This window comes from Rhodanobacter sp. Root480 (assembly GCF_001426645.1).
GTDB classification, from domain to species: domain Bacteria; phylum Pseudomonadota; class Gammaproteobacteria; order Xanthomonadales; family Rhodanobacteraceae; genus Rhodanobacter; species Rhodanobacter ginsenosidimutans.
Window position 1 is genome coordinate 877,824 of record NZ_LMEX01000001.1, and the last position, 21,871, is coordinate 899,694.

At 64.8% G+C, this 21,871-nt stretch carries 20 protein-coding genes; 8 read left to right on the plus strand and 12 right to left on the minus strand.

What is annotated here, in order from left to right:
- The first annotated feature begins 30 nt into the window (after positions 1-30).
- A complete protein-coding gene (gene kbl / locus ASD22_RS04215) occupies positions 31-1,230 on the plus strand; it encodes a glycine C-acetyltransferase (protein WP_056079316.1) in 1,200 nt (399 codons plus the stop codon).
- Between the two features lie 60 nt (positions 1,231-1,290).
- Here kbl and ASD22_RS04220 read toward each other — a convergent pair whose 3' ends face one another.
- The 3 genes from ASD22_RS04220 to ASD22_RS04230 form a co-directional block, all read right to left on the minus strand.
- Complete coding sequence (locus tag ASD22_RS04220) at positions 1,291-2,055, minus strand: class I SAM-dependent methyltransferase (protein WP_056080936.1); 765 nt, start codon at positions 2,053-2,055, stop codon at positions 1,291-1,293.
- A 265-nt stretch (positions 2,056-2,320) separates the two neighbouring features.
- Positions 2,321-3,112 (minus strand): slipin family protein, encoded by a 792-nt coding sequence (locus ASD22_RS04225; protein ID WP_056079319.1) that lies wholly within the window; start codon positions 3,110-3,112, stop codon positions 2,321-2,323.
- 69 nt (positions 3,113-3,181) lie between these two features.
- Complete coding sequence (locus ASD22_RS04230) at positions 3,182-4,543, minus strand: nodulation protein NfeD (RefSeq protein WP_056079322.1); 1,362 nt, start codon at positions 4,541-4,543, stop codon at positions 3,182-3,184.
- A gap of 83 nt (positions 4,544-4,626) precedes the next feature.
- On the opposite strand from ASD22_RS04230, the gene ASD22_RS04235 reads away from it, so the two are divergent.
- Complete coding sequence (locus ASD22_RS04235) at positions 4,627-5,079, plus strand: cupin domain-containing protein (RefSeq protein ID WP_056080939.1); 453 nt, start codon at positions 4,627-4,629, stop codon at positions 5,077-5,079.
- 22 nt (positions 5,080-5,101) lie between these two features.
- On the opposite strand, the gene ASD22_RS04240 is transcribed toward ASD22_RS04235, so the two are convergent.
- Together ASD22_RS04240 and ASD22_RS04245 are read right to left on the minus strand one after the other, a co-directional pair.
- Positions 5,102-6,118 carry an HD domain-containing phosphohydrolase gene (locus ASD22_RS04240; RefSeq protein ID WP_235577513.1) on the minus strand — a complete coding sequence of 339 codons (1,017 nt, stop codon included), beginning with the start codon at positions 6,116-6,118 and terminating at the stop codon, positions 5,102-5,104.
- Between the two features lie 258 nt (positions 6,119-6,376).
- Positions 6,377-7,294: a DUF3014 domain-containing protein gene (locus ASD22_RS04245; protein ID WP_235577514.1), complete on the minus strand. Its 918-nt coding sequence runs from the start codon at positions 7,292-7,294 to the stop codon at positions 6,377-6,379.
- Between the two features lie 28 nt (positions 7,295-7,322).
- On the opposite strand from ASD22_RS04245, the gene ASD22_RS04250 reads away from it, so the two are divergent.
- Positions 7,323-8,090 (plus strand): alpha-ketoglutarate-dependent dioxygenase AlkB, encoded by a 768-nt coding sequence (locus tag ASD22_RS04250; RefSeq protein WP_235577515.1) that lies wholly within the window; start codon positions 7,323-7,325, stop codon positions 8,088-8,090.
- Here the strand turns inward: ASD22_RS04250 and ASD22_RS04255 are convergent.
- Entirely contained in the window at positions 8,087-9,166 is a 1,080-nt protein-coding gene (locus ASD22_RS04255) for a mechanosensitive ion channel family protein (RefSeq protein WP_056079329.1), read from the minus strand. The two genes, ASD22_RS04250 and ASD22_RS04255, sit on opposite strands and share 4 nt — an antisense overlap.
- Before the next feature lie 150 nt (positions 9,167-9,316).
- On the opposite strand from ASD22_RS04255, the gene xth reads away from it, so the two are divergent.
- A complete protein-coding gene (gene xth, locus ASD22_RS04260; protein WP_056079333.1) occupies positions 9,317-10,159 on the plus strand; it encodes an exodeoxyribonuclease III in 843 nt (280 codons plus the stop codon).
- A gap of 105 nt (positions 10,160-10,264) precedes the next feature.
- Here xth and ASD22_RS04265 read toward each other — a convergent pair whose 3' ends face one another.
- A complete protein-coding gene (locus ASD22_RS04265; RefSeq protein ID WP_056079336.1) occupies positions 10,265-10,453 on the minus strand; it encodes a CsbD family protein in 189 nt (62 codons plus the stop codon).
- A gap of 167 nt (positions 10,454-10,620) precedes the next feature.
- Between ASD22_RS04265 and ASD22_RS04270 the strand changes: the two genes are divergently transcribed.
- The gene (locus ASD22_RS04270; RefSeq protein WP_056080948.1) at positions 10,621-11,520 is read left to right on the plus strand and encodes an NAD(P)/FAD-dependent oxidoreductase; all 900 of its coding nucleotides are present in this window, start codon (positions 10,621-10,623) and stop codon (positions 11,518-11,520) included.
- 326 nt (positions 11,521-11,846) lie between these two features.
- Complete coding sequence (locus tag ASD22_RS04275; RefSeq protein ID WP_235577516.1) at positions 11,847-13,529, plus strand: GMC family oxidoreductase; 1,683 nt, start codon at positions 11,847-11,849, stop codon at positions 13,527-13,529.
- A gap of 82 nt (positions 13,530-13,611) precedes the next feature.
- On the opposite strand, the gene ASD22_RS04280 is transcribed toward ASD22_RS04275, so the two are convergent.
- Positions 13,612-14,169 (minus strand): NAD(P)H-dependent oxidoreductase, encoded by a 558-nt coding sequence (locus tag ASD22_RS04280; protein ID WP_056079337.1) that lies wholly within the window; start codon positions 14,167-14,169, stop codon positions 13,612-13,614.
- Between the two features lie 338 nt (positions 14,170-14,507).
- Between ASD22_RS04280 and ASD22_RS04285 the strand changes: the two genes are divergently transcribed.
- Positions 14,508-16,190 carry a diguanylate cyclase gene (locus ASD22_RS04285; protein ID WP_056079339.1) on the plus strand — a complete coding sequence of 561 codons (1,683 nt, stop codon included), beginning with the start codon at positions 14,508-14,510 and terminating at the stop codon, positions 16,188-16,190.
- Positions 16,191-16,244: 54 nt separating this feature from the next.
- Here ASD22_RS04285 and ASD22_RS04290 read toward each other — a convergent pair whose 3' ends face one another.
- The 4 genes from ASD22_RS04290 to ASD22_RS04305 are packed head-to-tail and all read right to left on the minus strand — an operon-like array spanning position 16,245 to position 20,809.
- Entirely contained in the window at positions 16,245-18,512 is a 2,268-nt protein-coding gene (locus ASD22_RS04290) for a thiamine pyrophosphate-dependent enzyme (RefSeq protein ID WP_056079340.1), read from the minus strand.
- 27 nt (positions 18,513-18,539) lie between these two features.
- The gene (locus ASD22_RS04295) at positions 18,540-19,046 is read right to left on the minus strand and encodes a hypothetical protein (RefSeq protein WP_235577517.1); all 507 of its coding nucleotides are present in this window, start codon (positions 19,044-19,046) and stop codon (positions 18,540-18,542) included.
- Positions 19,043-19,585, minus strand: coding sequence for a GNAT family N-acetyltransferase (locus ASD22_RS04300; protein WP_056079342.1), 543 nt, complete (start codon positions 19,583-19,585; stop codon positions 19,043-19,045). The genes ASD22_RS04295 and ASD22_RS04300 overlap by 4 nt, the downstream gene beginning before the upstream one ends.
- Before the next feature lie 54 nt (positions 19,586-19,639).
- Positions 19,640-20,809: an acyl-CoA dehydrogenase family protein gene (locus tag ASD22_RS04305; RefSeq protein WP_056079343.1), complete on the minus strand. Its 1,170-nt coding sequence runs from the start codon at positions 20,807-20,809 to the stop codon at positions 19,640-19,642.
- Positions 20,810-20,990: 181 nt separating this feature from the next.
- On the opposite strand from ASD22_RS04305, the gene ASD22_RS04310 reads away from it, so the two are divergent.
- Complete coding sequence (locus ASD22_RS04310) at positions 20,991-21,866, plus strand: DMT family transporter (RefSeq protein WP_056079346.1); 876 nt, start codon at positions 20,991-20,993, stop codon at positions 21,864-21,866.
- Positions 21,867-21,871 lie beyond the last annotated feature (5 nt).

The window sequence follows — 21,871 nt, forward strand, 5'->3', positions numbered from 1 at the left end:
AATCGAGCTTTCCCATCGGCCGGAATCCCCATGAGCTACTCAGCCAAGGCACGTTACGCCAGCGAACTCCAAACCATCCGCGAACAGGGCCTGTTCAAGGCCGAACGCATCATCACCTCGCCGCAGTCCGCCGAGATCGAGCTGGAAGACGGTCGCAAGGTGCTGAACTTCTGCGCCAACAATTACCTCGGCCTGGCCGACAACGCCGAGGTGATCCAGGCCGCCAAGGATGCGCTGGACACGCACGGCTTCGGCATGGCCAGCGTGCGCTTCATCTGCGGCACGCAGGACCTGCACAAGCAACTGGAGGCGAAGATCGCCGCCTTCTTCGGCACCGAGGACACCATCCTCTATGCCGCCTGCTTCGATGCCAACGGCGGCCTGTTCGAGCCGCTGCTGGGCGAGCAGGATGCGGTCATTTCCGATGCGTTGAACCATGCTTCGATCATCGACGGCATCCGCCTGTGCAAGGCGCAGCGCTACCGTTACGCCAACAGCGACATGGCCGACCTGGAAGCCCAGCTCCAGGCTGCCGATGCGGCCGGCGCGCGAACCAAGCTGATCACCACCGACGGCACGTTCTCGATGGATGGCGTGATCGCGCCGCTGGCTGAGATCACCGCGCTGGCGGCGAAGTACAACGCGATGGTGCATATCGACGAATGCCATTGCACCGGCTTCCTCGGCGACACCGGCCGCGGCGCGGCGGAAGTGCATGGCGTGATGGACAAGATCGACATCTTCACCGGCACCCTTGGCAAGGCGCTCGGCGGTGCGGTGGGCGGCTTCACCACCGGCCGCAAGGAAGTGATCGAACTGTTGCGCCAGCGCTCGCGGCCGTATCTCTTTTCCAACTCGCTGCCGCCGCACGTGGTCGCCGCCGGCATCAAGGTGTTCGACATGCTGGACAGCGCCGCCGAACTGCGCACGAAGCTGCAGGAGAACACTCGCCATTTCCGCGAGCAGATGACCGCCGCGGGTTTCGACATCAAACCGGGCGTGCATCCGATCGTGCCGGTGATGGTCTACGACGCACCCAAGGCGCAAGCCATGGCCAACGCCCTGCTGGACGAAGGCATCTACGTCACCGGCTTCTTCTTCCCCGTGGTGGCCAAGGGCCAGGCACGCATCCGCACGCAGATGAGCGCGGCGCATACGCGCGAGCAACTCGACCGGGCGATTGCGGCATTCACCCGGGTGGGTCGCAAGCTGGGCGTCATCGGCGGCTGAAGCATCGTGGACAATGTTGCGGCGGGACGTATCACATCCCGCCGCGACACCATCCACGCATCACTTCGCGGGCTTGCGGAACCGGTACATGAACTGGTCGGTGTGGCCGCGTATCGACTTGTCGAACACCTTGATGTCGTGCGGATCGGCCGGGTTGCGCAGCGCATCGCTCTCGCCATCGAACACGAAGCCGGCCGATTCCACCTGCGTCTTCACGATCGCCGGATCGATGCGGTGCAGCGTGTTGGTATCACGCATGCCCGAACCTGCCGGCGCCACGTGGTCGATCACCACGAACACGCCACCCGGCTTCAACGCCGCAAACGCCTGCCGATCCAGCGTCACCGGATCGACCTTGCCCATGAACGGGTCGGGATAGTCGTGGTAGTTCTGCGAGGTGAACACCAGGTCGACGGATTCCGGTGCGCGCAGCATCGCCGCCGGCTGGGTCAGCACGCTCACATTCGCGTAATGCGGGTTCGCCGCCAATGCCTTGATCGTCGCGACACCTTCATCGTCGACCTTGGCGTATTCATTCGGCACCACCGCATACACGTGCCCCTGCGTACCCACGACGGCGCTGAATACGCGGGTGAAATAGCCGCTGCCGGGCATCAGCTCCAGCACGTTCTGGCCCGGCTTCACCTCGGTGAAGGCCATGACCTGCGCCACCTTGCGCCGGGCATCATCGGACTGGTCGGCTTGCCGCGCGGGATCGGCAACGGCCTTGGCGACGGCATCGGAAACCGTGGGGGCCGATGTTTCAGCCAGGGTCACCGAGGGCAAGGCGAGAACAAGCAACGCCGCGAGAACAGTCAGACGCATGACGTACTCCTGCATCGAAGGGGGGAGCGCCGATTGTGCGCCTGATGCGCCGCGTGATCGATAGTCACGAAGGGCGCCAGCCCAGGAGTGTGGACGGCAGAAACGCAAGGGGCTGCAGCTTTGCGCTTTTGGCCGGGTTTTCCGCTCCTTTTCGTCAGATAGCTACGGCTATCTTCCTCAAACGATCGAAAAACCCGACTCAAAAGCGCTTCGCCTCGCTCCCTTGGTTTCCACCGCCCACGCTCCCAGCCGGCGCCCTTCCCGGTTACCAGGTGATCGGCTTGTCGTCATCCTTGGCGCGCATGGCGGCGGGGAACGCCTCCATCAGCGGCCGGATCAGATCCAGCGGCAACGGGAACACGATGGTGGACGACTTGCCGGTGTGCGACATGTCGGCCATCGTCTGCAGGTAGCGCAACTGCAACGCCTGCGGCTGCTGCGACAGCATCGCCGCGGCATCGCGCAGCTTTTCGGCTGCCTGCATCTCGCCCTCGGCATGGATCACCTTGGCTCGGCGCTCGCGCTCGGCCTCGGCCTGGCGGGCGATGGCACGCACCATGGTCTCGTTGAGGTCCACATCCTTGATCTCGACGTTGGCGACCTTGATGCCCCACGGGTCGGTGGATTCATCGAGAATGGCCTGCAAGGTCTGGTTGATCGAATCGCGCTGCGACAGGATCTCGTCCAGCTCGTGCTGACCCAGCACCGAACGCAACCGCGTCTGCGCCAGCTGGCTGGTGGCCTGCAGGAAGTTCTCCACCTGCAGCACGGACTTGTCCGGCTCGACCACGCGGAAATACACCACCGCGTTGACGCGCACCGACACGTTGTCACGCGAGATCACATCCTGCGGCGGCACATCCATCACGGTGATGCGCAGATCCACCCGGATCATCTGTTGCACCACCGGCAACAGCAGCACCAGGCCTGGCCCGCGCGTGCCTGTATAGCGGCCCAGCGTCAGGATCACGCCGCGCTGGTACTCCGGCAGGATCTTCACCGCGGAGAACAGCAGCAATATCGCGATGATGACCAGGACACCGACAAATCCAAACATGACTCTCTCCCATCAACAGTTTTTGGAACGGCACCGCGGAATGGCCCGCGGCGCCGCTTTCCGAGCGCTTCAGAGGGGCTCGACCCGCAACAGCAAACCCTCCCGCCCGACGACACGCACCCGCGCGCCGCTGGGCAGGGCGGTTGCGCAGCGGGCGCGCCAGCGCTCGCCGCGCACCAGGACCCATGTTTCGTTGTTGTCCCCCACCGGTTCGAGCAGCTCGGCGACATCGCTGCGCATGGCGTCGTCGCCGGTCACCTGGAGCGAGCGGCGCGAGCGGAACACCAGCCATACGACCAGTACCAGCAGACCCGCGGCGCATACCGCGATACCGCCAATGACCCCCAGGTTCACCGCATAACCCGGCACGCCGGTATTCATCAGCATCATCGACCCCAACACGAAAGAAACCAGTCCACCCACGCCAAACACACCGACGGTGGGCGTCACCGCCTCGGCCACCAGCAGGCCGATGCCCAGCGCCATCAGCGCCAGGCCGGCGTAATTCACCGGCAGCAACTGCAACGCATACAAACCGACCAGCAACGCGATGCCGCCCACGATGCCCGGCAGCATGGCGCCGGGATGCAGGGCTTCCAGCCCGAGCCCGAAGATGCCGGCCAACAGCAACAGATAGGCAATGGTGGGATTGGTGATGATGCCGAGAAAGCGGCTGCGCGAACCCGGCGCGTAATCACGCACGGTGGCATCAGCCAACTGCAGGGTGACCGTCTCGCCGTCGACCTGCACGCGGCGCCCGCTGGCCTTGGCCAGCAGGTCGGTGGCGTCGTTCGCCACGAAATCGATGACGTGCTTCTGCGCCGCCTCGCTGGCGGTCAGGGTGGCGGCGCCGCGCACTGCCTGCTCGGCCCAGGCCGCGTCGCGCCCACGCAGTTGTGCCAGCGAGCGGATATAGGCGATCGAATCGTTGAGGACCTTGTTCGATTCGGCGTCCTCGGACGCCGCGGCCTTGCCCGAACTGGATGCCGCCGCCGGCCCGGCATCCGGCTTCTGCAGCGGCATCGGCGTGCTGCCGCCCAGTTTTACCGGCGTTGCCGCGCCAACATGGGTGGCCGGCGCCATCGCGGCGATCTGGGCCGCATAGAGAATATAGGTTCCGGCCGAGGCGGCCCGCGCTCCGCCCGGTGCCACGTAGGCCAGCACCGGCACCTTGCTCGCCAGCATGCCGGCGATGATCTGGCGCATGGAATCGGAAAGACCGCCGGGCGTGTTCAACTGCAGCACGATCGCTACCGCGCCATCGGCAACGGCGCGTTCCGAGGCATCGTCGAAATATTCCGCGGCGGCGGGGCCGATCGGTCCGTTGAGCGACACGCGGGCGACCATCGGCGAGTTCGCTGGCGTCGGCGCAGGTGCCGCCGTCGCAGTGAGCGCAAGCAAGATCGCCAGCAACAAAAGCCAACGCGTCATCACGAACCTCCTGCATCCATGACGGCACTGTAGCGCGGATCATGTTAGTGATCGGGCAAGTTCAAACCCTACCGGAGTACATGATGCCGAAAATAGATATTGCCAGTGTCCCCGAACGCACCGGCTCGAACTACCCCGCCCCTTTCGCCGAACAGGCCGGCAAACGCATCAAGCTGGCCCTGGGCAATGCCGGCAACTTGCAGGACTTCGGCGTCAACCTCACCACGCTGCCGCCAGGCGCCTCATCCAGCCAGCGGCACTGGCACAGCCACGAGGACGAATTCGTGTACGTGCTGTCAGGCGACGTGGTGCTGGTGACCGACGCGGGCGAGCAAACCCTGCACGCGCACGACTGCGCCGCATTTCCGAAAAACGTGGCGGACGGCCATCAGCTGCTGAATCGCGGCAAGGTCAACGCGGTGTATCTGGAAATCGGCTCGCGCCATCCGGACGACGCGTGCACCTATCCGGATGTCGACCTGCATGCGCCCGCCGGTGACGCTGCCTATACCCACAAGGACGGTTCACCGTACTAGTGCGGCAGCCCGGCGGGCAATCTCAGAGCGCGGCGTCCGAACCCCACAGCGCTTCCATGCTTACGTTCATGCCCAGCTCGTCGAGATCCACCACCTCGGTCACGGCGTGAGCCGTGGGGTCGCCATGGCGACGAATCGGCGCACCGATGCGCAAACCGTCCTGGGTGGTGATCGAGGACACCCGCGGATTGCGGTCGGTGGCGCCCCGGCGCGTGACCACCGCAATGCTGCCGTTGTGCAGACGCACGCCGGTGCCCGGCGGGTAAATACCCAGGGTTTTGATGAACAGCGCCGCATGATGCTCGTTCACCGCCGCCCCCTCGTTGAGAAAGAGCCGCCGCAAGGCCACGTTGGGCAGCATGGCACTGCGGCAGGCGCGGCTGGAAACCCGCGCGCAATAGATGTCGGCCAGCGATACCAACTGGGTCAACGGGTGAATGGCGTCGCCGGATTTCTTTGCGGGGTAGCCGCTGCCATCCGGGCGCTCGTGATGGTCGCGCACGATTTCCAGCCAGCGTTCGTCGCCAACGCCGCGCTGCTGCAGCCAGTCCACGCCGCGTTCGCAATGACCGGTCACGTCACGACGCTGTTCGTCGTTCAACTCGCCCACTTCCTGCAGGCGTTGCTGCAGATCGAGCATGCCGAAGTTCATGGTCAAGGCCCCCGCCACCACGGTGGCGAGGTCGGCCGCGGAGAACGACATGGCTACACCGGCGATCTGGCATGCGATGGCCGCGTTCACCGAATGGCGAATGGCGTAGGAACCCTCGCGATGCATCAGGATCGAAGCCAGCGCGACATCCGCGTTGGCCCGGCAGGCACGCTGCACCGTGGCGGCCACTTGCAACAGCGGCGTGGAGACCTCGTCTCCGACCGGCGCGGCGGACAACAACTGCAACTGGCGTCGTGCACCGAGAATGAGCGACAGCGGCGACGGGTTTCGGTCGGGTTCCGGCGCCGCGGGCTCGTGGGTGGGCGTCGCCCCTGCCCACAACGCATGACGTTCCAGTTTCTCGATCTGGCTTGCGCTGGTTATCACGTGACCGCGGCGCAGGAGAAGCGTGCCCTTCACATCATAGGCATCGCATGGCAACGGTTCGCCAATCTTGAGATCCGATGGATCGATCAGACGCTTTTGCACATTCGCCCCGCTTTCAGGTACCGAGCGGTCGAAGCGGTGTGCTCCCGGGTCGATGGTCTCAACCAACCGACCCTCCATTGCGGCAGGCCTTGCAATTGCAACCGCAACCAGCACCGTGTACCTGTACATACCTGATCGGCGGATGCGCCGTGATCTTTAGCCTGGGCCGGAAGAAGCGCCAGACGCGCTACGTCCGGCGGCCGGCAAATCGGTGCCGACAAGGATCGCGCGGATGGCACGCAGCTTTGCCTTGATCAACGCCTCGTTGGCCGGCCCCGTACGCAACAGAAGCCTCTGGCCCGCCGAAAGGGATTCCAGCGCGGGATCCGCGAACACGTAATGGCTCTTCGATCGCAACAGGAGTGCCGGCTGTGCCAGCTCCGGCGCCGCCAGCAGGTCGTCGATCACCACAATCAACCGGTCGTTGAAATAGCCATGGGGGTAGCCAAGCTCCTGATAAGCCTGCTGGAACATGGGGTATGCACGCGCATACCAGGCGACCAACTGCGCCGGATCGACATGCTGCATCACCTCGATATAAGGCGTGTAGCGGTCACTGTTCTGCGCGGCCACGGTGATATGGCCATCGGTTTCGACCGTCGCAAACGCACCCTTGGGCGGGTGTGCGGGCAGCATCAACGTACCCATTGCACGCCGCGGCAAGGCATCGATGGTGGCGACGATGCGCGCCACCACCCGCGTCGATACCAGCAAATCACGCCCCTGGTCTCCACCTGTCAGCGCCATGAGCGCGGCGATCACGTCGTCGTCGCTTTCACCGAGCGGCGGCAGTGAGGCAGTGGACGCAGTAGCTGGCACCGCCGCCTGCGTGATCGGATGGCGGGGTGACGTCGCCATCGCTGGTGCGACCTGCGTTGTGGCCGATGGCGCCGTTTCACCGGCCGCGGGCGGTTGCTGCTTCATCTTGTGCGACACATAAAGAGCCACCACCGCAACCACCAGCACCACGACCACAGCCAGCACCCAACTTGCCACCGATGTTTTCTTTTTCACGCGTACTCCGTCGTTGCCATTGCACAAGCGGTTCGACTGAAAGCGGTCCGGATCGTTCACGGCCCCGCGTCACGCCGAAGACACCAGCATGTCCGAAGTGGCCTGCGCATGCGTTGATCTTTCGTTAGCCGGCCGTGCTTTCACCTCGCGTGTCCATGTGTTTTCGCACCATAGCACCCCCTGCACACCGCGCTGCCGTCATGCCCGCCTCCCCCATCCGCTTCGCCGGCGAACGCGCTCCACGGGCCTGATCATGAAGCAGGCCGGTCTTTTCGATGCGGGCGGCACGCGGATACTGCTCGACGATGTCAGCGGCAAGATCACGCTGACGCCGGACCTCATCGATGCGCAAACCGCAGCCCAGTGGTTCCGGGCGTTGCACGACGGCATCGTGTGGAAGAGCGGCCGTCGGGTGATGTACGAACGTGAAGTGGACGTACCGCGATTGCGTGCGCATTTCCGCACCGACGACCCGGCGCTTCCCGACGTGTTGCAACAGGCCCTTGGCCGTGTTCGCGCCGCCTTCGGCGCACCGTTCGACAGTATTGGCCTGAATCTCTACCGCGACCAGCACGACAGCGTGGCGCCACACAACGACAAGCTCGCGGATATCATCAGAGGCCAGCCGATCGTGTTGCTGTCGCTCGGCGCCACCCGCACCATGACGATCCGCGGCAAGCAGCCACCGCGCCATGTATTGCGGGTGGATCTGGACGCCGGCAGTGCGCTGTTGATGAGTTGGGAAACCCAGCTCCACTACGATCACGCCATTCTCAAACAACGCGCTCCCATCGGGCCGCGCATCAGCCTGGCCTTTAGGGTGCGCGAAGCGGGCAAGACTGGCGATGTTTCCTAACGGCTGTCGCCTTTGGGAAAGCGCACCCGCTCCGGCTCGGCGTTGAGCCGCTGCAGCATTGCGGCGATCAGGCGGGATTTGACGCTGCCGGCCTGTTTGGGATCCACCACGTAGCGCACGATCGCGTCGATCCAGGTATTGGCGTTGACCCGAAACAGCACCGACGGCCGCTCGTGCACCTGCACCTGGTCCACCGGGGTGGACGCCAGGATGTCGCGGAAAACCTGCACGCGTTCGATCATCGCCTCGCCCAGTTCCGCCTCCGCCGCCTCGCGCATCACCCGGCCCACGAACTCAAAGTCGCTGTCGTAGCCCACCTGGAAGGAAATCTCGTTCCAGATATACGGAAAAACCGGCCATGAATAGTTGTAGATGGCGCTGGTCAGCACGTTGGCATTGGGAAACTTCACCAGGCGCCCGCTGGGATGATCGGTGGAGACATAGGGCCCGCCAACCTCCCACAGCGTCGTATCCAGGTAGGTCACGTCGATGACATCGCCGGTGGCCTCGCCGATGCTTATGCGGTCGCCCACGCGATAGGGCTCGCGCGCAAGGATGTAGATCCAGCCGATGAAGCTGGTGATCGGCGTCTGCAACGCAAAACCCAGCACCAGCGAGATAAGTCCCAGCGAAGCGGCGGCTGCGTACCAGTTGGCGAACAACACCGAAACCACGATGGACGCCAGCACCACGTACACCACCAGGCGCAGGATGCGGCGCAGGTTGTAGCGGGTGACCGCCGTCTCCGCCCGCTCGATGGCGTAAACGCGCGCCAGCCTGGCTGCCGCCAGAGTCAACACGATTGCCATCGCGCCCACGCTGGCTCGCCGCAGCAGCGGAACGTAGCGCGCGGCGAAATCGAAGTAATGCAGCCGCAACAGGTAAAACACCACCGCCAGCACAATCAACGCCAACGCATAGGTCCCCAGCCAGAACTTGTGCCGGCGCGGTACCGCTGGCGGCTTTTCATCGCCGCAGTCGCGCGAGCGCTGCCGCATGGCGCGCTGTACTTGTTCATCTTGGGCCTTCGCCGGGTCGAGGGCGCTGTTGGCGACGGATGGGGAGGGATCGGTCACGCATGCTTTCCCGGCTGGCCGAAGTACGGCGTAGGGCCAGCGAACTACACCGGCGGTACCGATAAAGTGAAAGCCAGCGCCTGCATGCTCACTGCGCGTGCACCATCGCGCCCGCTAGCATCCGGCAGTCCATCCCGATGGAGCCGTCGCGTGTCCCCGCTCAAGCTCGCCACTTTCAATATCAATGGCATCCGCTCGCGACTGCCGATCCTGCTGGCATGGCTGGAGCGCGAGACGCCCGACATCGTCTGCCTGCAGGAACTGAAGGCGCCCGATGATGCGTTTCCGATCGCCGAGATCCGCGCCGCCGGCTACGGTGCGCTGTGGCAGGGACAAACCTCCTGGAACGGCGTGGCGATTCTCGCCCGCGGTGGCGACCCGGTGGAAAGCCGGCGCGGCCTGCCCGGCGATCCGGCCGACAAACAGAGCCGCTACCTGGAGGCGGCGGCGCATGGCGTCATGGTCGGTTGCCTCTACCTGCCCAACGGCAACCCGCAACCGGGGCCGAAATTCGACTACAAACTGGCGTGGTTCGAGCGGCTGATCAAGCACGCCGCGCGCCTCTACAAGAGCGGTCACCCGGTGGTGCTGGCGGGTGATTTCAACGTGGTCCCCACCGACGAGGACATCTACAACCCGCGCTCATGGCTGAAGGATGCCCTGCTGCAACCTGAAAGCCGCGCGTGCTACCAGCGACTACTGGCGCAAGGCTGGACCGACGCCTTGCGTGCCCGTCACCCGGATGATCGCATCTACACGTTCTGGGATTATTTCCGCCAGCACTGGCCGCGCAATTCGGGCCTTCGCATCGACCATCTGCTGCTGAGCGCCGATCTGGCGCCGCGGCTGAAAGATGCCAACGTCGATCGCTGGGTACGCGACCTGCCCCATCCCAGCGATCACGCACCGACCTGGATCACGCTGGACATGGCGGCCCGGCGCAAATCCGCCGCGCCGCGCAAGACCGCCCGCCCGCGGCCGGCCGAGCCTTGACCAGGCCACGAGCGGGCGCGATGGCTGCAGCCCGCCATCGGTTTCTCGGCAAGCGGCCGGTGACAACCGACCCTGGCCAATCCCTGGCCGGGCCATCAAGCGCCGTCAATGGCGACGGTCGGCTTCCCGCTTGGCGTCGTCGTTAGCCTTGCCAACCTTTTTCTGGACCTTGCCGACGTTTTTCTCCACGGCGCCCTTTGCTTCCTGCCATTTGTCGCCCGTGACCTTGCCGGCCACTTCCTTCACGGCACCCTTGACCTCGTGCTTCGTACCCTCGACGCGATTGTGATCCATGCCAACTCTCCGCAAGCCTGCGGCGTGCAGGCGTTTCGTTTGTACGACGAGGGCGGTCGACAGGCCGTGACCGGCCTGTTTGCACGATGTTTGCGGGTGCCGATGCGCACGTTGCATTCACGGTCCGGGCCGGCAAGCTGTGTGACCACCTCGTCCGGACGCTCCGCATGGCCCACACCTACGACTGTCTGATCATCGGCGCCGGTCCCGCGGGACTCACGGCGGCGACCTACCTGGCGCGGTTCCGGCGCGACATCGTGGTGCTGGACGGCGGCCAGAGCCGCGCCCGCTGGATTCCGGCCAGCCACAACTGCCCCGGCTTTCCCTTCGGCGTAGCTGGCAACGAATTGCTGGCACGTTATCGCACCCACGCACGGGAATACGGTGTACCGATCGTGGAAACGCAGGTACAGACCCTGGCCAGAGAGGGCCCTGCCTTTGTCGCCGGTGATGGAACGTGCGAATGGCGGGCACGTCATGTGATCCTGGCCACCGGCGTGGTCGACCGGCTGCCCGAGATGGCGGACGTGGATGACGCCATCCACAGCGGCGTGGTGCGCTTGTGCGCGGTTTGCGATGGCTACGAAGCCCGCGACGAAGCGATCGGCGTACTCGCCCCGGCCGCCGAGGCGCTCGACCATGCCGAATTCCTGCGCACGTTTTCACGCAAGGTCGCCGCGTTGGTCATAGATGAACCCGGCATGCTTGATGACGCATGGCGGCGGCGCGCGGACCGTGCCGGTATCACGTTGTACCCCGCGCCCACCCGGCTGTCGCTGCGCGCCGGCGGTTGCCAGGCGGATTTCAGCGACGGCACCACGCTGCGCATGGATACGCTCTACCCCGTGCTTGGCGCCGAAGCGCAATGCGCGCTGGTTCGCGCACTCGGCGCGCGGCTCGATGCCGTTGGGGCGCTGCATGTGGACGAACGGATGCACACCAGCGTGGAGGGTTTGTATGCGATTGGCGATGTGGTCAGCGGGCTCAACCAGATCAGCGTGGCGGTGGGCCATGCCGCGCTGGCCGCCAGCGCAGTGCACCAGCGTCTTCCGTCGAACCCCCGGTGAGGATCGGTTCCCCGCGCCGTGCCGACAGCCGAGGCCACAGCTGTGCGGGTAGAAGATCAGGTGTTGATCAAGGGCGCGACGTTGCGAACCGACACGCGGTGGTATCGGCAAAAACCAGCCAACGGCAATGCGCGGGAAAGCGCATATACGCGCGAATCAATTCACCGTACCGGTGCCACCACTTGCGGATCGGGGCGAACGACGACGGAATGTTCGAGCCATCGGACTGACGATGTATTCAACACCGCCGGAAAACTTGCATATACTTCCGCCGCTGGGGGCAGCAGGGGCGGCGGCATATAACCGTGCGTCAGGGAGATTCGCGAGTGATAGTCGACTACCAGGATGGTTTGTCTACCACAGATATCGAAGCGGATCTTTGCGTCATCGGCGCAGGACCCGCAGGCATCGCCATTGCACAATCGTTCGTAGGGACGTCGGTGAATGTCTGTCTCATCGAAGGTGGCGGCCTTGCTGGTGAGCATGAAATGCAAGCGCTGTATGAAGGTTCGTCCATTGGGCCGTTGCCGTTCGATGCGTCGACATCACGCATGCGGGCGTTCGGCGGAAGCTGCAATCTCTGGGGCGGCGGGTGCATTCCACTGGCCGAGCTCGACCTGACCGAGCGTGATTGGGTACCGCACAGCGGCTGGCCCATTTCCTACGCCGAACTCGAACCGCATTACCGCCAAGCGCAGAAGTTCTGCGGTATCGGCGAGAAGGCCTTCGAATCGGGTTCGTTTCTGCAATCATTGCCACGCCCGCCAATCGCCTTCGACGAAACCAGCGGGCTGGTCAATCGAACGTTCGTCAGCACCCCCATGATCTTCAGCGACGCCTATCGCGGCGAACTGGAGCGCGCACCGAATATCCGGGTGCTGCTGCACGCGAACCTGCTGGAATTGCGGACCTCACCCGATGGCAGCGTCGTGCAAGGCGCGGTTATCGGCTCGGTCGCCGGGCGCCGCAGCATGGTTCACGCGCGCCACTATGTATTGGCCTGCGGCGGCCTGGAGAACGCGCGAGCGCTGCTGCTTTCCAATGCCGTGGCACCCAACGGACTCGGCAACGACCATGATGTCGTCGGCCGCTATTTCATGGACCACCCCAGCAGCAGGCTAGGCGCGATTTTCGGCGAGGGTGGCGATCAGGTTATACGGCCGTACGACCGTGACCTGGGCAAGGGAGATGTTCCCTCCTATCCGGAGATCACGCTCTCCGATGAGGTGCAGCGTGCCCGCAAGCTGTTGAACGCACGCGTTCACGCGTTTCCGGTGGAAAGGACAGTGCCCCGTGGCTTGCAGGCCTTGCGGCAACTGCGCGCCAGCTGGCGTCGCACCGGGAGCGAGCCGACGGTGGAGGAGCGACTCTGCACCGCCTTGAACCACCGCCCGAGAATGGTGCAGCCATCCGATGCCTCGCCCGCGATGCTGGCGCTGCGCACCGGCATCGGCGCCGTCGATATCCTGCGGGCGTTCGTGAACAAGTTGAACGACCGCCCCAGCGTGGAAAGCGATCATGTCGATCTCGTCGGCTTTTTCGAGCAGGCGCCGAATCCCCAGAGCCGGGTGATGCTTGGCGATGACCGGGATGCCCTGGGCCTGCGGAAGATCTGCGTGGATTGGCGGCTTACCGAGCTCGACCTCCACACCTACCGCGTGGCAGCGGAAATGTTCGGCCAGAACGTGGCTCGCGCATGCGGGGGTCGATTCGAGCCGGAGGCCTGGTTGCGCGACGGCAGCCAAGTACCGCCGATGTACACCACCGCCCATCACCTGGGCACGACGCGGATGGCGGACGACCCGAAGAAAGGCGTGGTCGATCGCCACGGCAAGGTGCATGGCGTAGCCAACCTGCACATAGCCGGCAGTTCCGTGTTCCCGACCGGCGGCTGGGCGTTTCCGACACTCACGATCGTCGCCTTGAGCCTGCGCCTGGCCGAAAACATCAAGGCGAAACTGCGGTCGGACGCACTGGCCGAGATGGGGACTCAGGCGAACGCCGCCTGACTCCCTTCATTACAGAATTATCCGGTGTTGTAAACACTCGCCGCCTGGCGCCATGGCCAGGCGGCAGCGGTCGTTGCGACGTTCAGGCCAGGTGCCGGCGCACCCATGCCACGTAACGGTCGACGAAGTCCTGCAGGAATTTTTCGGTGCCGTCGTTGCTGATGTGGCCCTTCTCATCGATCAAGGTATCGTCCTTGAAATGCACGAAAACCTCCGGCTGCGCCAGCGTCGACACGTCCAGATAGGCCAGCGTGTTGCGCAGATGCTGCTGTGCCATGGCGCTGCCCACCGCGCCGATCGAGGCGCCGATCACCGCCCCCGGCTTGCCCGCGAACGAGTTGGTGCCCCAGGGCCGGGACCCGATATCAAGCGCGTTCTTCAGCACGCCGGGCACCGAGCGGTTGTATTCGGGGGTAACGAACAGCAGCGCGTTGGCGGCCTCCACCTGGTGTTTCAGCCGCTTGCACTCGGCCGGGTAATCGCCGTCGAAATCCTGGTTGTAGAGCGGCAAGTTGTCGATCCGGATGTGCTCGAACTCCACCCCTTCGGGCGCCAGCCGCTCCACGGCCAGCGCCAATCGGCGATTGATGGATGCCTTGCGCAGGCTGCCGACGAATACCGCTACCTTGATCTTACCCATGTGTTTGGCTCCGACAGGTTGAGGTCCATTTTGATGCGCCGACCAGTATAGGTTCCTCCGCGTTAGGCACCGTGATGACGCCCGGTTTGGCCCGAAACGACCCAGTGGCACGCCGATTGCTTTGTCGATCTCACGGATCACACTGATTTTTCAGGTTTTCTTGCCGCCCCACCCCGTGCAACAATGGAGGGACGCCAGTGCTCATGCCCAGGGCATGACGGACTTGTTGCAGGGAATACGCATAGTCCGGTGAGGGGAAGTCAACGTTCAAGGAACGGTCGATGGCCAGGTCGAAAACAATCAGCGCTTTTTGCCACCTCCCGTGGCTCGGCTGTCTGATGCTGAGCCTGCTGTCGATTGGCATTGTCCGCGCCGCCACACCACTGGATGGCGCCTGGCGCACGGTGCATGCGGGCGATACGCCGCAACAGGTGCTGCAGGATTTTCACAACGGCACGCTGACCCGCTTCGATCCCGCCATGCTGCAGCAGTTCCCGCGCAGCAACCTTGGCAGCTGGGTCGTGCTTGCGCCGCAACCCCCCTGGGTCGATGAAGAAAGGGTGCTGGCGATTTACCCGCCCCCGGCCGGCATCATCACCATCTATCCCGCGGCAACCGACGTCGTCGCCCCCTTGTCGCGCAGGGATATTTCGGCACCGGCCCATGGCCACGGCCGGCTGGCGTGGTACGTGCCGACAACACAACCGCCCTCCGCACCGATTGTGCTGAAGTTCGAACCCACGACCGCCGTCGCCGCACCCGTGCGGTTCGACCTGCAGCCGTGGGGCGAATACCTGCAGAAGGACGCCAGCTGGCTGGTCTTCGCCACCGCGTGCTTCGCCGTGATGCTGGCGATGGTGCTGATGGCACTGTGTTTTTCGCTGATGCTGCGCGACGTCACCTACACCTGGTACGCGGGCTACATCCTCTGTTATGCGCTGATACAGGCCGCGCAGAGTGGCTTCCTGTTTCATCCGCTGGAGTGGCATTGGCTGGACGGGATAGCGCCCGCGCTCGAAGCCATAGCCACCGCCGCCTCGGTGGCATTCGCGTCGCTGTTCATGGTGCGGTTCTGCGAATTGCAGCGCTACGCACCGCTGCTGCGTGTTCTCATCGGCGGGCTGGCCGTCTGCATGGCGGCGCTGGTCATCATGCAAGGTAGCCGCATCGACCTGCTCCAGCAGAGGATGTCATTGCTGCTCAATCCGCTGCTGTTGCTGGGTGCCACCTTGCTGTCCATCGCCGCCGTCATCGCCGCCGCACGCGGTTCGAGGCATGCGTGGTTTTTCCTGGTCGGTTGGGTACCGCTGCTGGCGCTTACGGCAATCAGCAGCGCACAGATGAACGGTGCGCTGCCCAGCCTGGGCTGGATCAACCAGGCGGCGCTTGGCGTAGGTGCGTTCGAGGCTATCGTGTTGTCGCTGGGTCTGGCCGACCGTGCGCTGGTGCTGCGCCGCGACCGCGACACCGTGCGCGTACTGGCCGAACGCGACATGCTGACCAATGCCTTCAACCGCCGCGCATGGATCGAGCGCGCCGAGAAAGCGCTGGCCGGCGATCCCCCGCAATCACTGGCCGCCCTGTTCCTGGACCTGGATCACTTCAAGCAGCTCAACGACCACCACGGCCACAGCGCGGGCGATCACGCACTGACGTCGGTGGCGGCAGCGCTTGAAACGGAGCTGCGGCCCGCCGACTTGTTCGGCCGCTATGGCGGCGAGGAATTCGTGGTTTTGCTGACCGGTGCCACAGTGGCGCAAGCGATGCAGGTGGCCACCCGGCTGTGCCGCCGCGTGCACCGGCTGGAGATTCCGGTGGACGAGGGAGAGCAGCGGCTCACGATCAGTATCGGCATCGCCATGCGTATCGAGGGCGACACCGTTGCGTCACTGGTGGATCGCGCCGACCAGGCCATGTACAAAGCCAAGCTCGGCGGGCGCAACCGCACCTTTCTGCATCGTGTCGCCACGCCACACTCGGCACGACCACGGTTGCATATCATCGATGGAAACGGCCGGTAACAGGCTTTCGCCGCCGACGCCCACACTGGCGCCTGCTTGAAGCCTCTGGTTCGGTCACCTCAACTCGCGGGCAGCCGCCACCACATCGTCTACACCCGGTAAAACCAGCAAGGCGGCACTCGCCAGCGGCGTGAAGGTGTCGGCGCCCACGACCCGGCGCAACGGCGTGGCACCGCAGCCGCCTTCGACGATCGCGGTGATCACGCCCTCGCCCACGCCAGCGCTCTTGCGGCCTTCATCCAGCACCAGGATGCGCTTGGCGCTCTTCGCCTGTGCCGCGATGAAGGCATCGTTGAGCGGCGCCAGCCAGCGCAGGTCGACCACGCGCACCTGCCACTTGAGCTCTGCTTCGATCGTGCGCGCGGCGCGCAACGCCATCGGCACGCCGTTGCCGAAGGTGAACACCACCAGGTCGTTCGCCCTTTCGTTGTAGACACGGCCCTCGCCCAGCGTCATCGCCCGGTCGGGCGCGGGATAGTCGAACTGCCACTGGCCGTCGCCGGCCTCGTACAGATCCTTGGTCATGTACAGCGCGATCGGTTCGAGGAAGGCGCAGACGCGGCCATCGACCTTCGCCAGCGCCATCAGCGTGCGCAGCATCATCGCCGCGTCGTCGCCGCGGCTGGGGCAACCGACCACCAGGCCGGGGATGTCGCGCAGCGCGGTGATCGAGTTGTCGTTGTGGAAGTGGCCGCCGAAACCCTTCTGGTAACCCAGCGAGGCCACGCGCATCACCATCGGATTGCGGTACTGGCCGTTGGAGAAGAACTGCAGCGAGGCCGCCTCGCCGCGAATCTGGTCGCAGGCGTTGTGGAAATACGCCAGGTACTGGATCTCGGGCATAGGCAGCATGCCCATGTTGGCGTAACCCTGGGCCAGGCCCAGGATCATCGTTTCATCGAGCAGCGTGTTGAACACGCGGCTGCCCTTGAAGGTCTTGTTCAGCCCCTTGGTGACGGTGTACACGCCGCCCTTCTGCGCCACGTCCTCGCCAAACAGCAGCGCCTCGGGATACTTCGCCAGCAGGTCGTGCAGGGCCTGGCCGATCTGGATGGCCAGATGCCGCGGCGGCAGTTTCTCGGGCAGCTTCCCCTCGCCGCCGAACACGGCGAGCCGCCTGTCGGCGTAGTCGGCGCGCTCGGCTTCGGCCTTCACCGCGGCCGGCGTGTATGGCGCCAGCGGGGCCATCACGTCGTCCAGCGAGGTCAGGCGATGACGCGAATCCGCATCCTCGGCGGCGGCGAAGCAGCGCTTGCGCGTGGCCTCGTAAAGATTCAGCAGCTCGTCCTTCGAGTACAGACCCGACTCCAGCGCGATACCGGCCGAACGCAGCAACGGGTCGGAGCATTCGACCGCGAACAGCTCCTCGATGCTGCGCCATTCGATCTCGAAATCGGTGCCGGCGTGGCCCATCACGCGGGTGGTCTTCAGGTGCAGGAAGGTCGGCCGGCGCGTCGTTCGGCAATGCTCCACCGCGCGCTGCACTTGGGCATAGCCTTCGGCAAGATCCAGACCGTCGGCGAAGAAATAGTCGAGATTGGCGCGATGCTGGTAATTGCTGGCTACCCAGCCACTCGGTGTCTTCACCGAGATGCCGATGCCGTTGTCCTCGCACACGAACAGCACCGGTGCGGGCAGTTTCTGGTACGCCGTCCAGGCCGCTGTATTGAACGCGGTCTGCGCACTGGCATGGTTGCTGGAGGCATCGCCGAACGAGCAGATGGTGATGCTGTCGTCGGGAATCGGCAGCTGATGGCCGATGCGCCGTGCCTGCTCGATCGCCACCGCAGTGCCCAGCGCCTTGGGCAGGTGCGAGGCGATCGTGGAGGTCTGCGGCAACACCCACAGCGGCTTGGAACCCCACACCTTGTGACGGCCACCGGAGGCCGGATCGTCCTTGCTGGCGGCGAAGGACAGCGCTGAGTCCATCACCGGGTCCATGCCCGGGATCTTGCGGAAACGTTCGGCCATGAAGGCGCCGGAACGGTAATGCAGGAACGCCGGATCGGTGTGGCGGGCCAACCGCGCCACCATCGCGTTGCCTTCGTGGCCGGACGAACCGATCGTGTAGAACACCTTGTTCTGCACGCGCAGCACGCGCGCCATCAGGTCGAGGTGGCGCGAGATCAGTTGCGATTCCAGCAACTCGCGGAAGCCGCGCGCATCCAGCGCACTGCCCGGCAACACGGCCTCGTCGTCGCGTGGCGCGGCACGGGTTTCGCGCTGCCACAGCTGCACGAACTCCAGAAAATTCTGGTCGACGACTTCGGCGCGATTGAAGCCCTTGTGGCGAGCACCGAGGGCGAAGGGAATGGCTGTCATGGTGTGGTCGTTCTGATCGGGCGGTGGTCAACGGGAAGACAGGACCGGAATGGTGAAAGCAGCAGGCGTGAGTGCCCGCAACGCTTCGGCGTGCCGCATGTCCTTTTCCCGTCCGAAACTTTTGAAGAGGCGAATCTGGTCGTCGAGGGAAGGCACCGGTACCGCCAACCCGTTCACGCCCACCAGCACCAGGCGGCCGGGCGATACCGCCTGCCAGCGTTCATCGGCATGAACTTCAAGCGCGCCCATGATCTCCACCGCCGCGCCGGGAAAACGGAAACGGGCGAAATGCGAACGGAAGCGGCCGACATCCGGCGGCGTGAACGCGGTTTCGCGCTGCGCTGCCCAAACCGCCATCAACGTCTCGGCATCGGCATGCGAGGTCAGCACATCCACATCCGCCGCGCTTGCCTGCGCGCCGAGCAACAAAGCCGCGGTGCTGCCGATCAGGCACCACGGATCGACGCAGTGCACGTGCAGGTCGGGCACGATCTCGGCGAGAGTGGCGTAGAGCGCGGGCGTGAGGTGGCTCATGCGCGGCGTCGACGCCATTGTTCGCGGCTCTGGCCCCAGATATCGATCACCGCATCCTGATGTGGAGGAGGCAGTTTGCCCTGGCCTTTCATCGTCGAACCCAGGCGCCTGGCCACGTTTTGCGAGGCGACATTGCCAGGGTCGATGCAATGGATGATGTCGTCCCAGCCAAGCGTGTCGAATGCCCAGTCGATGGCGGCGGTCCCGGCTTCGGTGGCATAGCCCTTGCCCCAGGCGCGCGGATGAAAGGCGTAACCGATCTCGTTGCCCGGCCAGCACTCCGGTTTCCACGGGCCTATCTGACCCATCCACAGGCCGCTCTTTTTCTCGATCACACCGAACATGCCGAAACCTTGCACGAACCAGGCGCCCGGTTGCCACAGGAAGCGCCGCCATGCCTCCGCCCGCGTCACCGGCCCGCCGATGAACCGGCTCGCATCGGCATCGCCCTGCAATTCCGCGAAGCCGTCGAAATCCCCGGCACGCGGCGGGCGCAGGATCAAGCGGTCGGTTTCCAGAGTCGGACCCAAATGTGTCATGCCTTCGCCACCCTTGCCCGGCCTTCTCCCGCCAACGGAAGAAGCGCCACGAAATCAGAACGCGTTGATGCCGGTCAGCTCGCGGCCCACCACCAGTTCGTGCACGGTTTCGGTGCCCTCATAGGTGATCACCGATTCCAGGTTCAGCGCATGGCGGATCGCGCCGTGCTCGGTGGTGATGCCAGCGCCGCCGAGGATGTCGCGGCACTGGCGCGCGATATCGATGGCCATGCGGCAGTTGTTCCATTTCGCCAACGAGACCTGGGTCGGCTGCATGGTGCCGGCGTCCTTCAGACGACCGAGCTGCAGTGACAGCAGTTGCGCGGTGGTGATGCGGCGGGCCATGTCGGCCAGTTTCAGCTGCACCGCCTGGTTGGAGGCCAGCGGCTTGCCGAACAGGATGCGCTCGGCGGTGTAGTCGAGCACTTCCTTCAGGCAGGCCTGCGCCGCGCCGATCGGGCCCCAGGTGATGCCGTAGCGCGCCTGGGTGAGGCAGCCCAGCGGACCCTTCAAGCCCTTCACGTTCGGCAAGCGCGCGCTGTCCGGCACGCGCACGTTGTCGAAGAACAGCGCGCTGGTGACCGAGGCGCGCAGGCTCATCTTCTTGTGGATTTCCTGCGCCTTGAAGCCGGCCGTGTCGGTCGGCACCACGAAGCCCTGGATGCCGTCGTCCGTCTGCGCCCACACGATCGCGATGTGCGCCAGGTTGCCGTTGGTGATCCACATCTTGGCGCCGTTGATGACCCAGTCGTCGCCATCCTTCTTCGCATGGGTCTTCATGTTGGCCGGATCGGAGCCGCCGTGCGGTTCGGTGAGGCCGAAGCAGCCGATCACGTCACCCGCGGCCATCGGCGGCAGGTAATGTTTTTTCTGCTCCTCGCTGCCGTAGGCGAAGATCGGGTACATGCACAGCGAACTCTGCACTGAGGCGAAGCTGCGCAGGCCGGAATCGCCGCGCTCCAGCTCCTGGCAGATCAGGCCATAGCTGACGCCGTTCATGCCGGCGCCACCGTATGCCTCGGGAATCGTGGCGCCGAGCAGGCCCAGGCCGGCGATCTCCGGGATCAGCTCCTTCGGGAAGCGGCCCTGGTCGAAGCAATCGCCGATGATCGGCAACACGCGCTCATCGACGAAACGGCCGACGGAGTCCTGCACCATGCGCTCCTCGTCGGTGAGCAGCGAGCGGACATCATAGAGATCGAGCGGGTCGAGACGGGTAGCCATGCAATGGAGTCCGTAGGTCAAGGCAAGCTTCGCATTCTAGTCCGGCCATCCGGAGCGGTCATGGCAAGCTGCAGCATCGGCGATAGGCGCAGCGGCAGGGCCGTGGGACAATCGTCGCGCCCGCCTCATCGCGCTGCACGCCTGCGGCGATCGAAGTTTCCCCCGCCCTCTTCGGATACCCATGTTCAAAGGCATCCTTCTCGGTTTCCTGGCCTTTGCCGCCTTCGCGCTCAGCGACGCGTTCGTGAAGCTGTTGCACGGCTCGCTGCCTGCCTATGAGGCAGTGTTTTTCGGCGCCTTGCTGGGCCTGAGCGCACTGCCCTTCATCAAGGGCGAGGGCGACCGCTGGCGCGAGGTGCTGCTCGCGCAACGCCAGGGTTTGTGGGTCGTGCGCGCCGTCGCCAGCGCCATCGGTACGACCGCCGCCGTGATCGCGTTCACCGCCCTGCCGATGGCCGAGGCTTTCGCGCTGATCTTCCTGATGCCGATCTTCGTCACCATCCTGTCGGTGCTGGTATTGAAGGAGCATGTCGGCTGGCGCCGCTGGTCGGCGGTGGTGGCGGGTTTCCTCGGCGTGCTGGTGGTGTTGCGGCCGGGCTTCCGTGAACTCGGCGCCGGCCACCTTGCCGCGCTTGTCTGCGGCCTTGCCGGTGCCATCTCGATGATTGCCCTGCGCCTGTCCGGGCCACACGAAAAACGCATCACGCTGTACGGCGCCGGCGTGATCGGCTCGACGACGCTCGCCGGTATGCTGATGCTGACCAACTTCCGCTGGCCGCATTTGAGTCAATGGCTGTTGCTGCTCGGCTACGGTTTGCTCGCCGCACTCGGCGCGGTGCTGCTGATGCTGGCCACGCGCAGGGCGCCGGCGAATCATGTGGCACCCACCCAGTACAGCCAGATGCTGTGGGCCGTGCTGCTGGGCTATGTGCTGTTCGACGACCAGCTGGATTGGCCCATGGCAGTCGGCATTGCCATCATCCTCGGCGCCGGCCTGTTCACCTTCGTACGCGAGGACAAGGTCACGCGCTGGTGGAAGCGCACTCGCGTGGTGTGACGATC